Raw genomic sequence first — 17,786 nt, 5'->3', positions numbered from 1 at the left:
TATCCTTTATATGGATCGAATTCCCAGTTACTTAATTCTCCAAGACCTACTGTATCTATATGAGCATCATAAGCAATTAGTTTTTTTCCAGTTCCCATATAACCTAAAACATTACCCATTCCATCTATTTCTACTTTATCAAATCCTAATGATTCCATTTCCTTTGCTATTCTTCTAATAACACCTTCTTCTCCAGCGCTTTCTCCTGGAATAGCTATTAAATCTCTCAAAAACTTTGTCATTTGAGGTTCGTATTCCTTTGATAATTTTTTAATTCTTTCGAAATCCATAATTTCTCCCCCTTATTCGTAAAAATCTTTATCTTTTTTTCTCACTTATTTATATCAGCAATATCTGTGCCAAGTTTTTTATTATAAAAAAGATTATAGTATATGTTTTAACACAAATTTTTACCTATTTTTTATTAAATTTATATATTTTATTTATAAAAAAAATGAAGATTATCAAATTGATAATCTCTTTCTCAATTTGATAATCTTCAAAAATCATTTTATAAGCCACTTTTATGGAAAAAATCACTTTTTTATCATTTTGATAATTAAAATTTCTAGCATTTGCTTTAAATTTTTATGTTAAACCATTTAAAAATAATATATTTTAAAATTTATATTCACTTTTTATTCTATTAGTGGTAAAATAAACCTGTTGTTTGATTCTCATTATTTGAGGATTATTTTCATTTTTACATTCTTTTATTTTTGTTTTAGTTTTAAGGTAACCTAGAATATTCTTCTAGGTTACCTTTTAATTTTATTGAATATTTTTATATAATATTATTTTAATGTACTACTCTCCTTGATAAATTTATTTTTTATTATTAAAATTAAACAAAACAATATTATAAAACTTAGGAAAAGAGGACATTAAAATGGAAGAACATTTAATTAATTATGATTCTTTAATGATTCTAGCTATCGTAGCTTTCTTCACGCCATTTTTAGTGGCAAAATTAAAAAAACTAAAAGTTCCTTATCAAGTTGGCGAAATATTTATAGGTATAATACTTGGTAAAAGTTTTTTAAACATAATACATCCAGATGTATGGATTATATTTTTATCTGATTTAGGTCTTGCTTATTTAATGTTTTTAAGTGGACTTGAAATAAACTTTGATGACTTAAAATTGGTTGAAGGTGAAACTTTAAAAGATTCCAAAATTTTTGTAAGTATAAAAATGTTTGTAATTTCAATTGTTATATCATTTATTTTATGTTTTATATTAAGATTTGTTGGAATATCTAACGGAAGATTATTTTTCACCTTCTTATTTACAGCAGCAGCTCCTGGGCTACTTGTTCCAATTTTAAAAAATAAACAAATTATAAGTAGTGAATTTGGTCAATCTTTATTGATTTTTGGTATTATAGCTGAATTTGTATGTTTAATAGGAATTTCATTTATTTCTTCAGTTTCTATTTATGGATTATCTTTAAAAAGCTTTGAATTTTTAATAATATTTTTAGCAGCTATATTTATATATTTACTTACTAAATTTATATTTAAAAAAAGAGATATTTCTTTAGTAGCATTTAAAAATTTACATTTAAGTGTTAGAGGTGCCTTTGTACTTGTTTTAGTACTTGTTGCAATATCTCAAAAAGCTGGTAGTGAAATAATACTTGGTTCATTTTTAGCTGGAATAATATTTTCTCTTTTAGCTGGAAAAGCAAAAGAAGAAATTTCTCACCAATTAGATGTTATTGGTTACGGATTTTTAATTCCAATATTTTTTATAATGGTTGGTGTAAATATAGATTTACATTCTATAATTGAAAACCCAAGTTCTATAGCTAAAATACCTGTATTTTTAATAATATTATTTTTAGTAAAATTAATACCTTCCTTATTACTTAAGAAAAAGTATGGTATAAGAAATGCTATAGCATCATCAATGATACTTACAGCACAACTTAGTTTAACTATAGTTGGATCTCAAATGGCTATGCAACTTGGTTATATTAATGAAGCAGATTATTCTGCATTTATAGTTACTACTGTTATTTCATGTATTATATTCCCTATATTATTTGAGAAACTTTTAATTTTAGATAAAAATACAGCTAAAACATCTGAAAAATCAGATAAAATAATAATACGTGAACTTGTTTTAAGTAGTGAATATTTTATAGGTAAATCACTTAAAGAATGTAAATTACCTATAGGATGTAGAATATTTTCTATTGTTAGAAATAACGAAGAAATTATGCCAAATGCAGATACTATTCTAAAAAAAGATGATATTATCATAATAGCTGGAATTAAAAATTCTGTTGAAGATACTTTAAATATGCTTACTGTTTGTGATCTTCATTTACCTGAAAATTAAAAGATAAGGAGTTTAAAAACTCCTTATCTTTTTTTATAAAATTTTATTTAAACTTAAATCCTTTAAAGCATTTTTTATATTTTCAATATTTTCTTCTAAACTACTTTGTACAGCTGCTGTTATAGCACCTTCAACAAGAGCACAATCTGTAATTTGAATTTTTTCTTTATCAAATTCTTCATCTAAAAAATCTATTGCCATTTCAGTATTCATATAAGCACTGCCTAAATCAAAAAGGATTAAAACACCATCTTCTGAATATACTTTTTTAATTCCTTCTGATATCTTTTCCATATCAGTACCTATTCTTCCATCAGAAGTACCACCAGCATCTATAATAGGAACATTAGGTGCCATTTGAGCAGCCATTTCTACTACCCCTTTTGCAATATTTTCACTATGTGATATTATAACTAATCCTACCATATATTATTAATCTTCCTCTCAAAACTTAATTTAAAATTTATAAAAAATTGTTTTGTAATTGTCTAATTCTCTTATATTTCTTCATATATAGTTTCTAATATATAATACATTGATGTTGCACCTGCATCTTGGTGTCCAATACTTCTATCTCCTAAATAGCTTGCTCTTCCTTTTGTAGCTTTTATTTCCTTTGTAAATTCAACACCTTTTTTTGCAGCATTCTTACCTTTTTCTAAAACAATCTTTGGATTGTCAGAGTTTTTTAATTCTTCTTCCATAGCTTTTATTGCAGGCTCTAAAGCATCTATCATTGTTTTTTCGCCTTCTACTGCTTTACCTCTTTGTTTAATTCCATCAAGAGCTGCCTTAAGAACATTTATAAAATCATATATATCAATATTATCTTTATTATTAACCATCATGGAACCTTTCATAAATGCAGTTCCATAAAGGGGTCCTGATGCCCCTCCTACATTAGATACTAATGCCATTCCAGTCTTTTTAAATATATTACCTATATTACTTCCATCATCATCTTTAAGTTTATCCACAACAGCATTAAATCCTTTGCTCATATTTAATCCGTGATCACCATCTCCTATAGCTGCATCAAGTTCTGTAAGATATTCTTTTTTTAAATCTATTTTTTCGTTTATTTTTCCTATTACTTCTATAACCCTTTTACCATTCATTTTTATTCCTCCATAAAACCTTCTATTATATATTTATCTTAAGTGTTTTTATAATATTTTCTAAAATACTTTAAATGCAGGTGTATCTGCTTTTGAATCTAAAAGTTCTTTTAACTCTTCATCAAGCTTTAATATTGATACTGAACATCCAGCCATTTCTAAAGAAGTCATATATTCACCTACAAGAGTTTTATAAACCTTAATTCCTTTTTCATTAAGCATTTCTCTAACTTTTTTATTAATTATATATAATTCCATAAGTGGTGTTCCAGAAAGTCCATTTACCATAACTGCAACTTCTGAATTTTTTTCTATAGGCATATCAGATAATATCTTATTTACTAACTGCTCAGCTATATTATCTGCTGATGAAATTTTTTCTCTATGTGTTCCTGGCTCACCATGAATACCCATTCCTATTTCAATTTCATCTTCTCCTAAAGTAAAATTTGCTTTTCCAGCAGCAGGAACTATACAAGATGTTAATGCCATTCCCATACTTCTTACATTTTTTATTACTTTCTCTGCAACATTTTTTACTTCCTTAAGACTTGCTCCCTTTTCAGCTTTTGCTCCAGCAATTTTATGAACAAAAATAGTTCCAGCAATTCCCCTTCTTCCTGCTGTGTAAAGACTATCTTCAACAGCAACATCATCATTTACAACAACATAATCAACATTTATTCCTTCCATTTCAGCCATTTCTTTTGCCATATCAAAATTCATAACATCACCAGTATAATTTTTTATTATAAGTAATGTTCCAGATCCATTATCTACAGCTTTTATAGCTTCATATACTTGATCTGGAGTTGGTGATGTAAATACAGCTCCACAAACTGCTGCATCAAGCATTCCATAACCTACATATCCCCCATGTGCAGGTTCATGACCACTTCCTCCTCCACTTACTAAAGCTACCTTTCCCTTGTCTTTAGAATTTTTTCTAACTAACACATCAAAACCATCTAATTTTTCTAAATAATCTTCATGCGCATAAACAATTCCTTGTAACATATCCTCTAAAACATTGCTTGGATCATTTATTAACTTTTTCATATATATTCTCCCCTTTTTATATATTATAAATTTTAATATTTAACTTTAAAAAATATTTTTAAATATAAAAACTATAAAATTTTTATTTTATCTATTAACCATTTTTCTTATTAAGCATTATATCTAATATTGTATTATCAACATTTTTAAGACCATTTTTTATTAACTTTTCTATACTCTCAATAGTTTTTTCTACATCTTGTGATACAATTCCATCATTTGATGTTGCAGTAATTCCATTCATAGCAAGATTTGCACATTGAATTGCTGCATTTGTACCAGTAGCTATTTTAAGAGCGCATGTTTGCTTAGCTCCATCACATATCATTCCTGAAACATCTGATAGCATATTATTTATACAATATTTTATATTTTGCAAGTTTCCTCCAAGTAAATATGTTATCCCACATGAAGCCCCTGTTGCACCTGCAATTCCTGCACCACAAAGTGGTGATAATCTTCCCATATGCTTTTTTATACGAATGGTTACCAAATTACTTAATACTAAAGCTCTTGCTAATTCTTCATCTGACTTTTTCAAAATATATGCCGTTTCTGCAACAGGCATAGAACAAGCTATTCCTTGATTTCCACTACCAGCTGTTGTCATAATAGGCATAGTACAACCATCCATTCTGGCATCTGATGCTGCTGCTGATGCTGCAATTATTTTATTTGATGCATCATTTGAAAATAAATTAAAATTTCCTTTTTCAATAATTTTATTTCCAACTTCTAACCCATATCCGCCTTTTAAACCTTCCGCTGAAACTTTACCATTCATCTTGGCACTTTCTAAAATAAATTTTATATCTTCAAACTTGCAATTTTTTGCAAAGTTATAAATTGACTCTATTTTAAATAAATTATAATCTTCATCTTCTTCATTATTTAAATTATCTATTTTCTTATCAAGTAATATTTCTTCATCTTTTTTTATTAAAGTTACATTTGTATGTATGTCCTCAATAACTACTACACACTTTGATTTTTCACCTATAACTTCTACTTCTATATAAAGACTTTTATCTGTATCTTTTTGTGTTATATTTATAATATTTTCTTTTACTATTTTATTAGCTTCTTCAAGCTCTTCTTTTTTAAAATTTGATAAAATAGTTAACTTTTTATAAGATTTTTTTATTACAACACCTAGTGCTGCTGCTATTTCTATACCAACTTGTCCAGTTCCAGGTATCCCAACTCCTAATGCATTTTTTATTACATTAGCACTTAATTTTATGTTTATAAATTTTATTTTTTCATCTAAATTTTCAGATGCTATAGAAGCTGCATAAGCTATAGCAATTGGTTCTGTACAACCTTCTGATGGTATAACTTCTCTCTTTAATGTTTTTATATATAGGTCTCTCATAAAATGCCCTCCAGTTAAAATTAGAAATTGGTCTTTTATATTTTTATTATATCATTATAATCTTAATTTTTGTAATCAATTACATTAATATTTTATTATAAACTTATAATATAAATAAAGTTTTACACCAAATTTTTTTTATATTTATAATTATTTTAATCATCACTGCAAACACACATAGAATTCATAATTTCAATTATTTCTTCCTTTGATAATGATTTATAATACTTATCATAATGGTCTTCTGAACAAAAACTTCCTATTTTATTTTCATATCCATTATCTTTAATCTCTTTTTTACAATATAAACATCTTTTCATATTAAAGTCCTCCCTTTCATGATATTACTTTAACATTTTTTATTTTAATTAATATACTACTTTAAGATATTGTTTACAATCTTAATAAAAAAAATATTTTTATAACCTTTATAGAATTTTATTTTATTAAAAATATATTATTAAATAACCTTAATTATTTTTTATTACAAAAACTCTACTAATTATCATTAGTAGAGTTTAATTTAATCATATAAAAATTATTTAATTTTATCTAAAACATATTGTTTATATTCATTAAAAGTCATATTTTCTATAGTTGCACCTTTATTAACTTTTCCACTTACAAAGTTATATTCTGCAGAACCATAATTAAAAGATGGACTTAAAACAGAAATACTTGATTCTGTTGTTCTATAAGTTACCTTATAACTTAACACTTCTTCACAGAAATTAAGTATTTCTAAATAATTTTTTATATATCCTGCACTTATCATTTTAACAACAAAAGAAAATAAGTTATATCCTCCAAGTAATTGTTTCATATTTCCACCATGCATATTAAATACTTTATCTGTGCTATAAAAGTACTTCATATCTCCAAATGTAAGTGTTTTAAATTCATTATTTATTTCTAATCTATCATCTTTTATTTCTTCTAAATCTTTTTCTATAGTTTCCCAAGGAATTGATTTTAATATTGCATTATTATTTATTGTTTGTGTAAAATTATCTATTGCATTATCTATATATTTATTTACGCTTATTACTTTTTCATCTATATATAAAGTGTATTTTCCATTTTCATATACTAAACTTATTTTATTATCCATATATTACCCTCACTTCTTATGTTACTTAATAATAATTATTATATAATATTAAACTATTTTAGTCCATAATTTATTTTAATTAATACCTTACTAAAATTTATTATATTAACTTATCTTCTTTTAATAACTTATATAAAGTTGGATTTAAATTAAACTCTTTCATTAAATTTTCCACTTCATTTAATGACTTAAGCTTTTTATCTTTTGATATATTAGACTTTGATGCTCTAATTAAAATATTTTTTGGTGAATGTGCTATATCAATAAATTCTAAAAGCTGAGTTTTATAACCTAAAGTTTCTAAAAGATTTCCTCTTACTGCATCTGTCATAAGTGCAGCTACCCTCTCTTGTATTATTCCATACTTTGTTAATATTTTTAAATTATCTGTTTCTATTTGACTATTAAACTCATGTTGGCAGCAAGGAACTGAAAATATCATTTTAGTATTCCACTTTATTGCATTATAAAGTGCATAATCTGTAGCTGTATCACAAGCATGTAATGTAATTACCATATCAACTTTATTATTATATTTAAATCCATTTATATCACCAAGTTCAAAGTGCAAATTAGTATAATTATATTTTTTAGCTATATCATTACACTTTTTAATAACATCTTTTTTAAGGTCTAATCCTATCATTTTTACATTTATATTTTTAATTTTTACGAAATAATAATAAAGTACAAATGTTAAATATGATTTACCACAACCAAAATCTAATATTGTAAGATCATTATATTCATTTTTCTTTATCTCATCATCAATTATTTCTATAAATCTATTTATTTGCTTATACTTATCATATTTTGATTTAACTGCTTTTCCTTCTTTAGTGAATATACCTAAATCTATTAAAGGTTCTATTATCATTCCTTCTTTAAGAATATAATTTTTTTCTTTATTATGTGATTTATTACATGATTCACATAACTTTTTATTATCAACTTTTTTCTTTCCTAAAAATACTTTTCCCTTTTTAGAAATCTTAATATTTATATTACAATTTTCACTAAAAGCATCAACTTGCTTATAATTTTCTTCTATTATTTCTAAAAGCTTACCTTCAAACTTATCTTTCTCAATATTTTCATGAAAAACTTGTTTATCTGTATATTTTTCTATTTGATAATATTCTTTATTGTTTTTTTCTTTTAATTCAATATTTATCTTTTTATATTCTATTTCTTTGTTCATCTTATTACTTATAACTATTTTAAAAGCTTTTTCATTTGTAATTTCTTTTATAGCTCTTTTTAATTCTTCCATTAAGTTCACACCTTACTTTTTGTTTTCTCTCTAAAATAAATTATGTCTATACATAATTAAATTTATTATATTAAAATAATACAACACTCTAAGAAAAAAATATATAAAAATAAAGTCTTATTATAAAACAAAAGATGCTGCAAAAAATTTATAGCATCTTTTTTAAAATTTATATCCAAAGCTTTTATTTCAATTTATTAATTAATTTTTTAGCATCTTTTTCGCATAAAGGTTTTGAAAATAAATATCCTTGTATATATTCAACATTCATTTCTTTTAATATGTGAAGTTGCTTGTATGTTTCAACTCCTTCTGCAACAACTTTAATTTCTAATGACTGTCCTATATCTACAGCTAACTTTACTAATTTTTTATAATCATCACTTTTACTCATATTTTGTATAAATTCTTTATCTATTTTTATACCCGATATAGGTAATTTAATTAAATAATTTAATGATGAGTATCCTTTTCCAAAGTCATCTAAATAAACCTTAACTCCAAATTTTTTTAACTTTTTAAGTTTCTTTATATTAAACTTTATATTTTTAATTAAAGTGTTTTCTGTAATCTCTATACCTAAAAGATTTGGATTTATATTTATTTCTTTTAATAAATTTTCAATTATATCTGTAAAATTTTCATACATTATTTGTATTTCCGAAATATTTACAGATACAATTATAGGATCTTCTCTATTTTTATTTATTTCCTTTGAAAATACTAATGCTTTTTTTAATATATATTTTCCAAATATATTTATCATATTAACTTGTTCTATATAACTGATTATTTTTTCAACAGGAACATTCTTAAATTTTTCATTATTCCATCTTAGTAAAGCTTCAAATCCTATTATTTTTTTATTATAAGTATATTGTGGCTGATAATATAATTCTAATTCATTATTTTTTAAAGCTCTTTTAAGTTCTCTCTCTATTTCTAATTTAAATAATCTTTCTTTCTCAAATTCTTTAGTGTAAAAGGCATATTGATTTTTACCTCTAATTTTAGCTTTATATAAAGCAAAATCTGCTTTTTTTAATAAATCTTCAATTTTATTATCTTTAATTTTATCCGTTAAAATTCCAAAGCTTGCTGATATTGAATTTATTTTTTCTCTTTTTCTAAACTGATAATTTAAAGTCTTTATAATTTCTTTAACCTTTTTTATTAAAAACTTTTCGTTAGTTACATCTTTATAAATAATTATAAATTCATCTCCACTAATTCGTGCTACAAAAGCATCATTACAAACCCGTTTAAATATATTAGAAATCAATACTAAAACTTTATCTCCCCAATAATGCCCAAAGGTATCGTTTACCTTTTTGAAATCATCAATATCTATGGAAATTAATGAAGCATACTCTGTATCTTTCTTAATTTTTTTTAAATATGTATATATACTTCGTCTATTATTTAATCCCGTAAGTGAATCAGTAAATATTAACTTTCTTAATTCATCACTATAACCTTCAAAATTAACTATATCCATGTAAATAACAACTATTCCTATGACATTATTTTTATTGTCCCAAACTGGAATTTTATGAACTTCTATTGTTCTCAATTCTCCATTTATTATTTTTTCTCTAATAAATTGAATATTATCCCTTTTATTAATAACCATTTTATCTTCTAATATTATTTTCTCTATGAGTTCTTTTTTAAATTCATATCTCCAATTTTGCCCAATAATATCCTCTCTTTTAATATTATAATAATTCAAAAAATTATCATTTACTTCAAGTATTGAACTATTATTATCTTTTAAGATAATAGCAAATGGTATATTTTTTATTATAATATTCAAATTATTTTTATCCTTTTTTACTTTATATAATTCTTGTAATATTTCAATATTTTCAATTCTCTCTAAATACTTTCTAGCCTCTTTAGAATTAATTATATTCTTTAGACTTTTTTTACTCATATACTAAATTTACATCTCCTTATTATATTTAATTAAATAATATTTTTAATTAAATAATAAAATATACAAAAATTACTAATCTATTTTATTTTCGTACTAATACATATATTAATCAAGTATATATTTTTAAATAATACATTAATAATAAAAGCGATAAAAACTAATATTAATAGTTTTTATCGCTTTTATTAATTATATATAAATATTTAAATTGTTGGGCATATCTAAAAAATTATAAAAAAAAACCACTCAAAATAAGAGTAGCCAAAATCTAAACTAAAATAAATATATTGTGTATTTACATATATTCTGAATTAAAAACAAAAAGTATGTTTACTTTTTGGCAACTGGCTAACATAGTTTTTAAAATAAAAACCTTAGTCCCTATAGCTTTGCGTCCTTAAATTTCTCTAAGTTTGCCTATTTATTTTTACTATTAAATAGTACTATATTTTTATAAGCTTTTCAAGTATTTATTTTAACTAACATTATTTTATTATTCCTAAATCAGTTCTGAAATAAGCTCCTTTAAAAATTATATTTTCTACATTTTTGTAAGCTTTATATCTTGCTTCTTCAATATTATTTCCTATTCCTAAAACAGATAAAACTCTTCCACCACTTGTAACTAAGTTACCACTTTCAAGTTTAGCTCCTGCAATAAACACTTTATCATCAACATTTCCAATACTTATATTATATCCAGTTTCGTATTCTAAAGGATATCCTTCTGACGCCATAACTACATTTATACAAGTTTCATCTGAAAATTCTATATTTAAACTTTCTAAATTTTCATTCATAGCTGAATATATTATATCTAAAAAATCACTTTTCATAAGAGCTAAAACTGATTGTGTTTCAGGATCTCCCATTCTTACATTATATTCTAAAAGTTTTACACCATCATTAGTTATCATTATCCCAAAGAATATTATTCCTTTAAAATTAAATCCTTCTTCTTTTATTCCTTCTAGTGTTTTATCCATAATATTTTCTTTAAAATCTCTTAATACCTCATCTGTAACATATGGATTAGGACAAATAACTCCCATTCCACCTGTATTTGGACCTCTATTTTCATCATATATTTGTTTATGATCTTTAGCTGATATAAATGGCACAATAGTATTACCATCAGTTATAGAAAGAATTGATGCTTCAATACCTTCTAAAAATTCTTCTATTACTACTTTTTTACCTGCTCCATTGAATACATCTAATACCATAAAATCTTCAATTGACTTTAAAGCTTCACATTTATTGTTACATATAACAACACCTTTTCCAGCTGCAACTCCATCTGCCTTAATTACTACTGGATATTTACAATTATTTAAATATTCTTTTGCCTTATACACATCATAAAATACATTATATTCTGCTGTTTTCACTCCATATTTTTTCATAAAGTCCTTTGAAAAAGCTTTGCTCCCCTCAAGCATTGCAGCAGCCTTATTAGGTCCAAAAATTTTTAATCCTTCTTCTTCAAATCTATCTACTATTCCATTTATAAGAGGCTCTTCTGGTCCAACTATAGTTAAATCTATATTATTTTCTTTTGAAAACTTTATTAGATTTTCTATATCAGTTATATTTACATTTTCACATTTATCCTCAATTGCAGTCCCCCCATTACCTGGAGCTACATATATTTTATTTACCTTTTTATTTTTTGATATTTTCCATGCTATTGCATGTTCTCTTCCACCTGAACCAACTAAAAGTATATTCATATTTTAAAACCCCTTTTACTATATTCTAAAAAGCTTTAATTAATGTTTAAAATGCCTAATACCTGTAAACACCATTGATATACCATGTTCATTACATGCATCTATAGATTCTTGATCTCTTAAAGAACCTCCTGGTTGTATTATTGCTTTTATTCCATACTTAGCTGCTTTATCTACAACATCTCTAAAAGGGAAAAATGCATCTGATGCCAAAATTGTTGCTCCCTTTCCTCTTCTTAGAGCATCTTCTGTTGGCCAAATTCTATTAACTTGTCCTCCCCCAATACCTAATGCAATTCCATCATGTGCTACTACAATAGCATTTGATTTAACATATTTTACAACCTTCATTCCAAATATTAAATCATTCATTTCTTCTGAAGTTGGTTTTACTTCTGTAACAACTTTTAATTCATTAAAAAGATTTTTATCTTCTTCTTGTACTAATATTCCTCCATCAACTGTAACCATATACTTATCATCTTTTGGAAGATTTTCGAATTCAAGAACTCTTAAATTTTTCTTTTGCTTTAATATTTCTAATGCATCATCATCATATTCTGGTGCAGCAATAACTTCTAAGAAAATTTTAATCATCTCTTCAGCTGTTCTCTTATCAACTTTTTTATTAAAAGCTACTATTCCTCCAAATATTGATGTAGGATCAACTTCATAAGCTTTAATATAAGCTTCGTAAGTATCTTTTCCAACTGCCACTCCACATGGTGTATTATGCTTTAATGCACAACATGATGGTTCATCAAATTCATTAGCACATTTCCAAGCTATATCTACATCTTTAAAATTGTTGTATGAGAGTTCTTTTCCGTTTAAAACATTAAATGTATTCATAGCTCCATCTAGCATAGTTGATTCATAAAAAGCAGCACTTTGATGAGAATTTTCACCGTATCTTAATTGTTGTTTTTTTCTAAACGAAACTGAAAGATATTCCGGATATTCTATATCATCTAATAAAAAGTTTGAAATTGCAGCATCATAAGCGCTCATTAAATTAAATACTCTTCCTGCTAATTTTTTTCTAAGTTTATAAGAAACATCATTATTTTTTTCCATTTCATCCATTACAATTTTATAATCATTTTTATCAGATATAACTACTACATCTTTAAAATTTTTAGCAGCGGCTCTAAGCATTGTTGGTCCGCCAATATCAATAAATTCTACTTTTTCATCAAACTCTAAATTTTCACGAACTTTTTCAAAAAATGGATATAAATTTACAACAACATAATCTATTGTACTTATTTCTTTTTTGTTTAGCGTATTCATATGTTCTTTATTTTCTCTTATTGCTAATATACCTGCATGTATATTAGGATGTAATGTTTTAACTCTTCCATCTAACATTTCTGGAAAATCAGTAATTTCATTAACTTCAATTACTGAAATTCCATTTTCCTTTAAATACTTATATGTTCCACCAGTTGATATTATTTCAACATTTCTATTGATTAAAAACTTTGCAAATTCTAATATTCCCTCTTTATCAAACACGCTAATTAAAGCTCTCTTTTTCATTAAATTATTCCTCTCCTTTTAAAATATTTACTTTACCCTCTTTAATTTTCACTTTTCCTTCGCTTATATATTTAATAGCTAAAGGAAGTAATTTATGTTCTTTCTTCAAAACTCTATTTTGAAGTATTTCTGGAGTATCATTAAAATAAACTTTAACAGCTTCTTGTAATATTATTTCTCCACCATCTATCTCATTATTTACAAAATGGACTGTACATCCAGATATCTTTACTCCACTTTGTATAACTTTTTTATGAACATTTAATCCATACATTCCCTCACCACAAAATGAAGGAATTAATGATGGATGTATATTTATTATTTTGTCTTTATATTCTTCTAATAATTTTCCTTCCAATATAGAAAGATATCCTGCAAGAACTATTAAATCAATTTCTTTCTTTTTTACTAATTCTAATATTTTATAAGAAACTTTATCTCCAAATTCTTTTTTAGATACAATAAACGTATCTATATTATGTTTTTTAGCCCTTTCTATTGCATATATACCTTCACGACTTCCTATAACCATCTCTATTTTACAATTCAAAAAACCATTTTCCACACTATCTATTATTGATTGAAGATTACTTCCACTTCCTGATGCCAGTATTGCTATTTTAAACAAATCCCTTCACCTCCAGAAGTTATACTTCCTATTTCATAAGCAACTTCTCCCATCTCTAATAAATCTCTTAAAATATTTTCAGTATCCTCTTTATCAATACAAATTACAAAACCTATTCCCATATTAAAGGTATTGTACATATGACTTTTTTCTACTCCACGATTAATTATTTCCTCAAATATTTTAGGTAATGGATAACTGTCAGTTTTTATAACAGCAGTTAATTCTCTTCCATTAAACATTCTAGGAATATTTTCTATAAAGCCACCACCAGTTATATGTGCCATACCTTTTATTTCATATTTTTCAAGAAGAGAAAGTATTGGTCTTACATATATTTTTGTTGGTTTAAGTAAAGTTTTCCATATAGACTGTCCATCAAAATTTTCATCTAAATCTTTAAATAATTTTCTAACTAATGAATATCCATTAGAGTGTATTCCTGATGATACAATTCCTATAAGACTGTCACCAGCTTTTATATTTTTTCCACTTATTATTTTGTCTTTCTCTACAATCCCAACAGCAAATCCTGCTATATCATATTCTCCATCTCTATAAAACCCTGGCATCTCAGCAGTTTCACCACCTATTAAAGAAGTATCAGATAACATACATCCTTCTGCAACTCCTTTTACTAAGTCAGATGAAACTCTAGAATCTAATTTTCCACAAGCAATATAATCTAAGAAAAATAATGGTTTTGCTCCATGACATAAAATATCATTTACACACATAGCTACACAGTCAATTCCAACAGTATCATATTTTTTAGTTTTAAAGGCTATATCAAGTTTAGTTCCAACTCCATCTGTTCCTGATACTAAAACAGGCTTTTTATATCCTTCAGGAAGTTCAAACATTCCAGCAAATGAACCTAAACCATTTAAAACTAATTCCCCCATAGTTTTATTTGCATATTCTTTTATAAGCTTAACTGATTTGTATCCTTCTTCAATATTTACTCCACTTTCTTTGTAAGTTATCATTGCTCAAACCCTACCTTTCAAGATTATCTTCTATATCTTCCATAGGTGCTGAAACTGGATAAATTCCATTAAAACATCCAACACAAAAATTTCTTCTTCCATTAAAACTATCATACATTCCTTCTAAACTTAAATATCCCAAATAATCACAACCAATATCATCTTTTATTTCTTCTAAAGATTTATTTGCGCCTATAAGTTCACTTCTATATGGAGTGTCTATTCCAAAATAACAAGGATATTTAACTACTGGTGAAGCAACTAAAAAATATACTTCCTTAGCTCCAGCCCTTCTTAATGATTCAATTAAATGTTTTGATGTTGTTCCTCTAACTATAGAATCATCTATAAGAACAACTCTTTTTCCTTTAACATTTACTTTTAAAGGATTAAGTTTTACAGCAACAGCTCTTTCTCTCATTTCTTGTGAAGGAGTTATAAAAGTTCTTCCTATATATCTGTTTTTAACAAATCCAATATTATAAGGTATATTAGAAGCCTTTGCATACCCCATAGCTGCTGGTATTCCTGAATCAGGAACTGCAATAACAACATCAGCTTCTAATTGATGCTCCTTATAAAGTTTTTCTCCTTGCTTAACTCTACAACTATAAACATCAAGACCATCCATTATAGAATCAGGTCTTGCAAAATATATATACTCAAATGAGCAAGTTTGACAAACAGTATTTTCTGAATATCTATAACTTTTAATTCCACTATTATCTATTATTATTATTTCACCTGGATTTACATCTCTTATAAATTCTGCCCCTACTGAATCTAATGCACAACTTTCTGAAGATAATATATAATTCTCTTTATATTTACCAATACATAAAGGCCTTATTCCATTTGGATCTCTAACTCCTATAAGCTTATCTTTTGTCATAATAACCATAGCGAAAGAACCTCTAACTGCTGATATAGCATTGATTACAGCTTTTTCTATACCTCTTTTTGCTCCTCTTGCTATAAGACTTGTAATAACTTCTGAATCTACTGAGGTATGAAAAACATGTCCACCATCTTCTAAAAGTTCTCTTATAACATTAGCATTTACTATATTTCCATTATGAGCTGTTGCTATTTGACCTAATTTTGTACTACTTAAAAGAGGCTGTGAATTTTCAATTGTTTTAGCTCCTGCAGTTGAATATCTAACATGACCTATTGCTATATTTCCTTTTTTTTCTCTTAAAAATTCTATATCATCATTTTTAAAAGCATCCGTGATTATTCCAAGCCCCTTATGTGCAATAATTTCCTCTCCATTTGCTACTGCAATTCCTGTGCTCTCTTGCCCTCTATGTTGAAGTGCATAAAGACCATAATAAGTTAATTCTGAAACATCTATCCCATCTTTTGAATAAACCCCAAATACTCCACACTCATCTTTAAATTTATCGTTTTGAGGATCTATAATATATTCTTCTCTAGAATTAATCATAAAATAATACCTCTCTTTTTTTAAAATTACCCTTTAATTCTATTTAATATTTCTTTGTATGCTTCCTCTACATTTCCTAAATCTCTTCTAAATCTATCTTTATCTAATTTTTCTCCTGTTGTTGCATCCCAAAATCTACATGTATCTGGTGAAATTTCATCAGCAAGTAAAATTTCTCCTTTTTCATCTCTTCCAAATTCTATTTTAAAATCTATTAAATTTATATTTTGTTTCTTAAAAAATTCTTTTAATAAGTCATTTATCTTATTTGTCATATCATAAATCTTATTAAGCTCTTCAAAAGTTGTAGCTCCAATTGCTACTGCATGATAATCATTTATAAGTGGATCTCCTAAAGAATCATCTTTATATGATAGTTCAAAAACTGTAGTTTTAAGATTAAATCCTTCTTCAATTCCTAATCTCTTTGCCATACTTCCAGCTGCCACATTTCTAACTATTACTTCAAGTGGAATTATAGAAACTCTTTTACAAAGCTGATCTCTATCATTTAATTTTTTTATAAAATGAGTCTTTATTCCAGATTCATTTAACATTTGAAAAATTTTTGATGTTATTGAATTATTTAAAATACCTTTGTTATTTATTTGAGATTTTTTTTCTCCATTAAAAGCTGTTGCATCATCTTTGTAATGAACTATAACTTCATTTTCATTTTTGCTTCTAAATATTTGTTTTGCCTTTCCTTCATATAACATTTCTAATTTTTCCATTATAAATCAACTCCTTTTGAATTTTCTTCTATAAACCTTTTTTTCATTCTTCTTCTAAAGTCAACTAAATCGTCTTTTGTATTAGGATATTTAAGTGAAAGCATTTGTACAGCAAGCATTCCTGCATTATAACTATTATTTATACCAACTGTTGCAACTGGTATTCCCTTTGGCATTTGAACGATTGATAGAAGTGCATCCATCCCCTCAAGTGCTGCCTTAACCGGAACTCCAATGACTGGAATTGTTGTATGACTTGCAATAACTCCAGGAAGATGTGCCGCTAGACCTGCTCCCGCAATAATTATTTCACACCCTTTATCTTCTATTTCTTTTAATGTTTCAATTAACTTTTCTGGTACTCTATGTGCTGATAAAATAAACGCTTCATATTCAACATTAAATTCTTTTAAAGCATTGGCAGCTCCTCTCATAATCTCTATATCTGATTTACTCCCAAAAAATATAGCTACTTTCATTTATAAAAC

At 25.8% G+C, this 17,786-nt stretch carries 16 protein-coding genes, 1 pseudogene and 1 riboswitch; of the genes and pseudogenes, 1 reads left to right on the top strand and 16 read right to left on the bottom strand.

Annotation, left to right across the window (positions count from 1 at the left end; translation table 11 throughout):
* Nucleotides 1-290: pseudogene (locus AC4FQ1_RS11155) on the bottom strand (YgeY family selenium metabolism-linked hydrolase); the annotation flags it as partial.
* Nucleotides 291-889: 599 nt separating this feature from the next.
* Between AC4FQ1_RS11155 and AC4FQ1_RS11150 the strand changes: the two are divergent.
* Complete coding sequence (locus AC4FQ1_RS11150) at nt 890-2,347, top strand: cation:proton antiporter (RefSeq protein ID WP_491147522.1); 1,458 nt, start codon at nt 890-892, stop codon at nt 2,345-2,347.
* Nucleotides 2,348-2,380: 33 nt separating this feature from the next.
* On the opposite strand, the gene dhaM is transcribed toward AC4FQ1_RS11150, so the two are convergent.
* From dhaM to purE, 15 genes are all read right to left on the bottom strand, one after another.
* Complete coding sequence (gene dhaM / locus AC4FQ1_RS11145) at nt 2,381-2,773, bottom strand: dihydroxyacetone kinase phosphoryl donor subunit DhaM (protein WP_303129255.1); 393 nt, start codon at nt 2,771-2,773, stop codon at nt 2,381-2,383.
* 71 nt (nt 2,774-2,844) lie between these two features.
* Nucleotides 2,845-3,465 (bottom strand): dihydroxyacetone kinase subunit DhaL, encoded by a 621-nt coding sequence (dhaL, locus tag AC4FQ1_RS11140; RefSeq protein ID WP_491147523.1) that lies wholly within the window; start codon nt 3,463-3,465, stop codon nt 2,845-2,847.
* Nucleotides 3,466-3,525: 60 nt separating this feature from the next.
* A complete protein-coding gene (gene dhaK / locus AC4FQ1_RS11135; RefSeq protein ID WP_491147524.1) occupies nt 3,526-4,524 on the bottom strand; it encodes a dihydroxyacetone kinase subunit DhaK in 999 nt (332 codons plus the stop codon).
* A gap of 94 nt (nt 4,525-4,618) precedes the next feature.
* The gene (locus AC4FQ1_RS11130) at nt 4,619-5,899 is read right to left on the bottom strand and encodes an L-cysteine desulfidase family protein (RefSeq protein ID WP_491147526.1); all 1,281 of its coding nucleotides are present in this window, start codon (nt 5,897-5,899) and stop codon (nt 4,619-4,621) included.
* 155 nt (nt 5,900-6,054) lie between these two features.
* Entirely contained in the window at nt 6,055-6,219 is a 165-nt protein-coding gene (locus AC4FQ1_RS11125; protein ID WP_303129263.1) for a hypothetical protein, read from the bottom strand.
* A 218-nt stretch (nt 6,220-6,437) separates the two neighbouring features.
* The gene (locus AC4FQ1_RS11120) at nt 6,438-7,010 is read right to left on the bottom strand and encodes a hypothetical protein (protein ID WP_303129265.1); all 573 of its coding nucleotides are present in this window, start codon (nt 7,008-7,010) and stop codon (nt 6,438-6,440) included.
* A 100-nt stretch (nt 7,011-7,110) separates the two neighbouring features.
* Complete coding sequence (locus AC4FQ1_RS11115) at nt 7,111-8,283, bottom strand: class I SAM-dependent methyltransferase (RefSeq protein ID WP_491169684.1); 1,173 nt, start codon at nt 8,281-8,283, stop codon at nt 7,111-7,113.
* A gap of 184 nt (nt 8,284-8,467) precedes the next feature.
* Entirely contained in the window at nt 8,468-10,219 is a 1,752-nt protein-coding gene (locus tag AC4FQ1_RS11110) for a sensor domain-containing protein (RefSeq protein ID WP_491147531.1), read from the bottom strand.
* A 339-nt stretch (nt 10,220-10,558) separates the two neighbouring features.
* A riboswitch (cyclic di-GMP riboswitch) is annotated at nt 10,559-10,650 on the bottom strand.
* A 57-nt stretch (nt 10,651-10,707) separates the two neighbouring features.
* The gene (gene purD, locus AC4FQ1_RS11105; protein ID WP_491169683.1) at nt 10,708-11,955 is read right to left on the bottom strand and encodes a phosphoribosylamine--glycine ligase; all 1,248 of its coding nucleotides are present in this window, start codon (nt 11,953-11,955) and stop codon (nt 10,708-10,710) included.
* A 39-nt stretch (nt 11,956-11,994) separates the two neighbouring features.
* The gene (purH, locus tag AC4FQ1_RS11100) at nt 11,995-13,497 is read right to left on the bottom strand and encodes a bifunctional phosphoribosylaminoimidazolecarboxamide formyltransferase/IMP cyclohydrolase (protein ID WP_491169682.1); all 1,503 of its coding nucleotides are present in this window, start codon (nt 13,495-13,497) and stop codon (nt 11,995-11,997) included.
* Nucleotides 13,498-13,501: 4 nt separating this feature from the next.
* Nucleotides 13,502-14,125 (bottom strand): phosphoribosylglycinamide formyltransferase, encoded by a 624-nt coding sequence (gene purN / locus AC4FQ1_RS11095; protein ID WP_491169681.1) that lies wholly within the window; start codon nt 14,123-14,125, stop codon nt 13,502-13,504.
* Nucleotides 14,113-15,114 carry a phosphoribosylformylglycinamidine cyclo-ligase gene (gene purM / locus AC4FQ1_RS11090; RefSeq protein ID WP_491169680.1) on the bottom strand — a complete coding sequence of 334 codons (1,002 nt, stop codon included), beginning with the start codon at nt 15,112-15,114 and terminating at the stop codon, nt 14,113-14,115. The genes purN and purM overlap by 13 nt, the downstream gene beginning before the upstream one ends.
* Before the next feature lie 10 nt (nt 15,115-15,124).
* Nucleotides 15,125-16,564, bottom strand: coding sequence for an amidophosphoribosyltransferase (gene purF, locus AC4FQ1_RS11085; RefSeq protein WP_491169679.1), 1,440 nt, complete (start codon nt 16,562-16,564; stop codon nt 15,125-15,127).
* Nucleotides 16,565-16,590: 26 nt separating this feature from the next.
* A complete protein-coding gene (purC, locus tag AC4FQ1_RS11080; protein ID WP_491169678.1) occupies nt 16,591-17,298 on the bottom strand; it encodes a phosphoribosylaminoimidazolesuccinocarboxamide synthase in 708 nt (235 codons plus the stop codon).
* Nucleotides 17,298-17,777, bottom strand: a complete 480-nt coding sequence (purE, locus tag AC4FQ1_RS11075; protein WP_491169677.1) for a 5-(carboxyamino)imidazole ribonucleotide mutase — start codon at nt 17,775-17,777, stop codon at nt 17,298-17,300. The genes purC and purE overlap by 1 nt, the downstream gene beginning before the upstream one ends.
* Nucleotides 17,778-17,786 lie beyond the last annotated feature (9 nt).

The sequence above is a fragment of the Clostridium sp. TJA020 genome (genome assembly GCF_058310295.1).
This window is presented reverse-complemented; position numbering and strand designations above follow the sequence as displayed.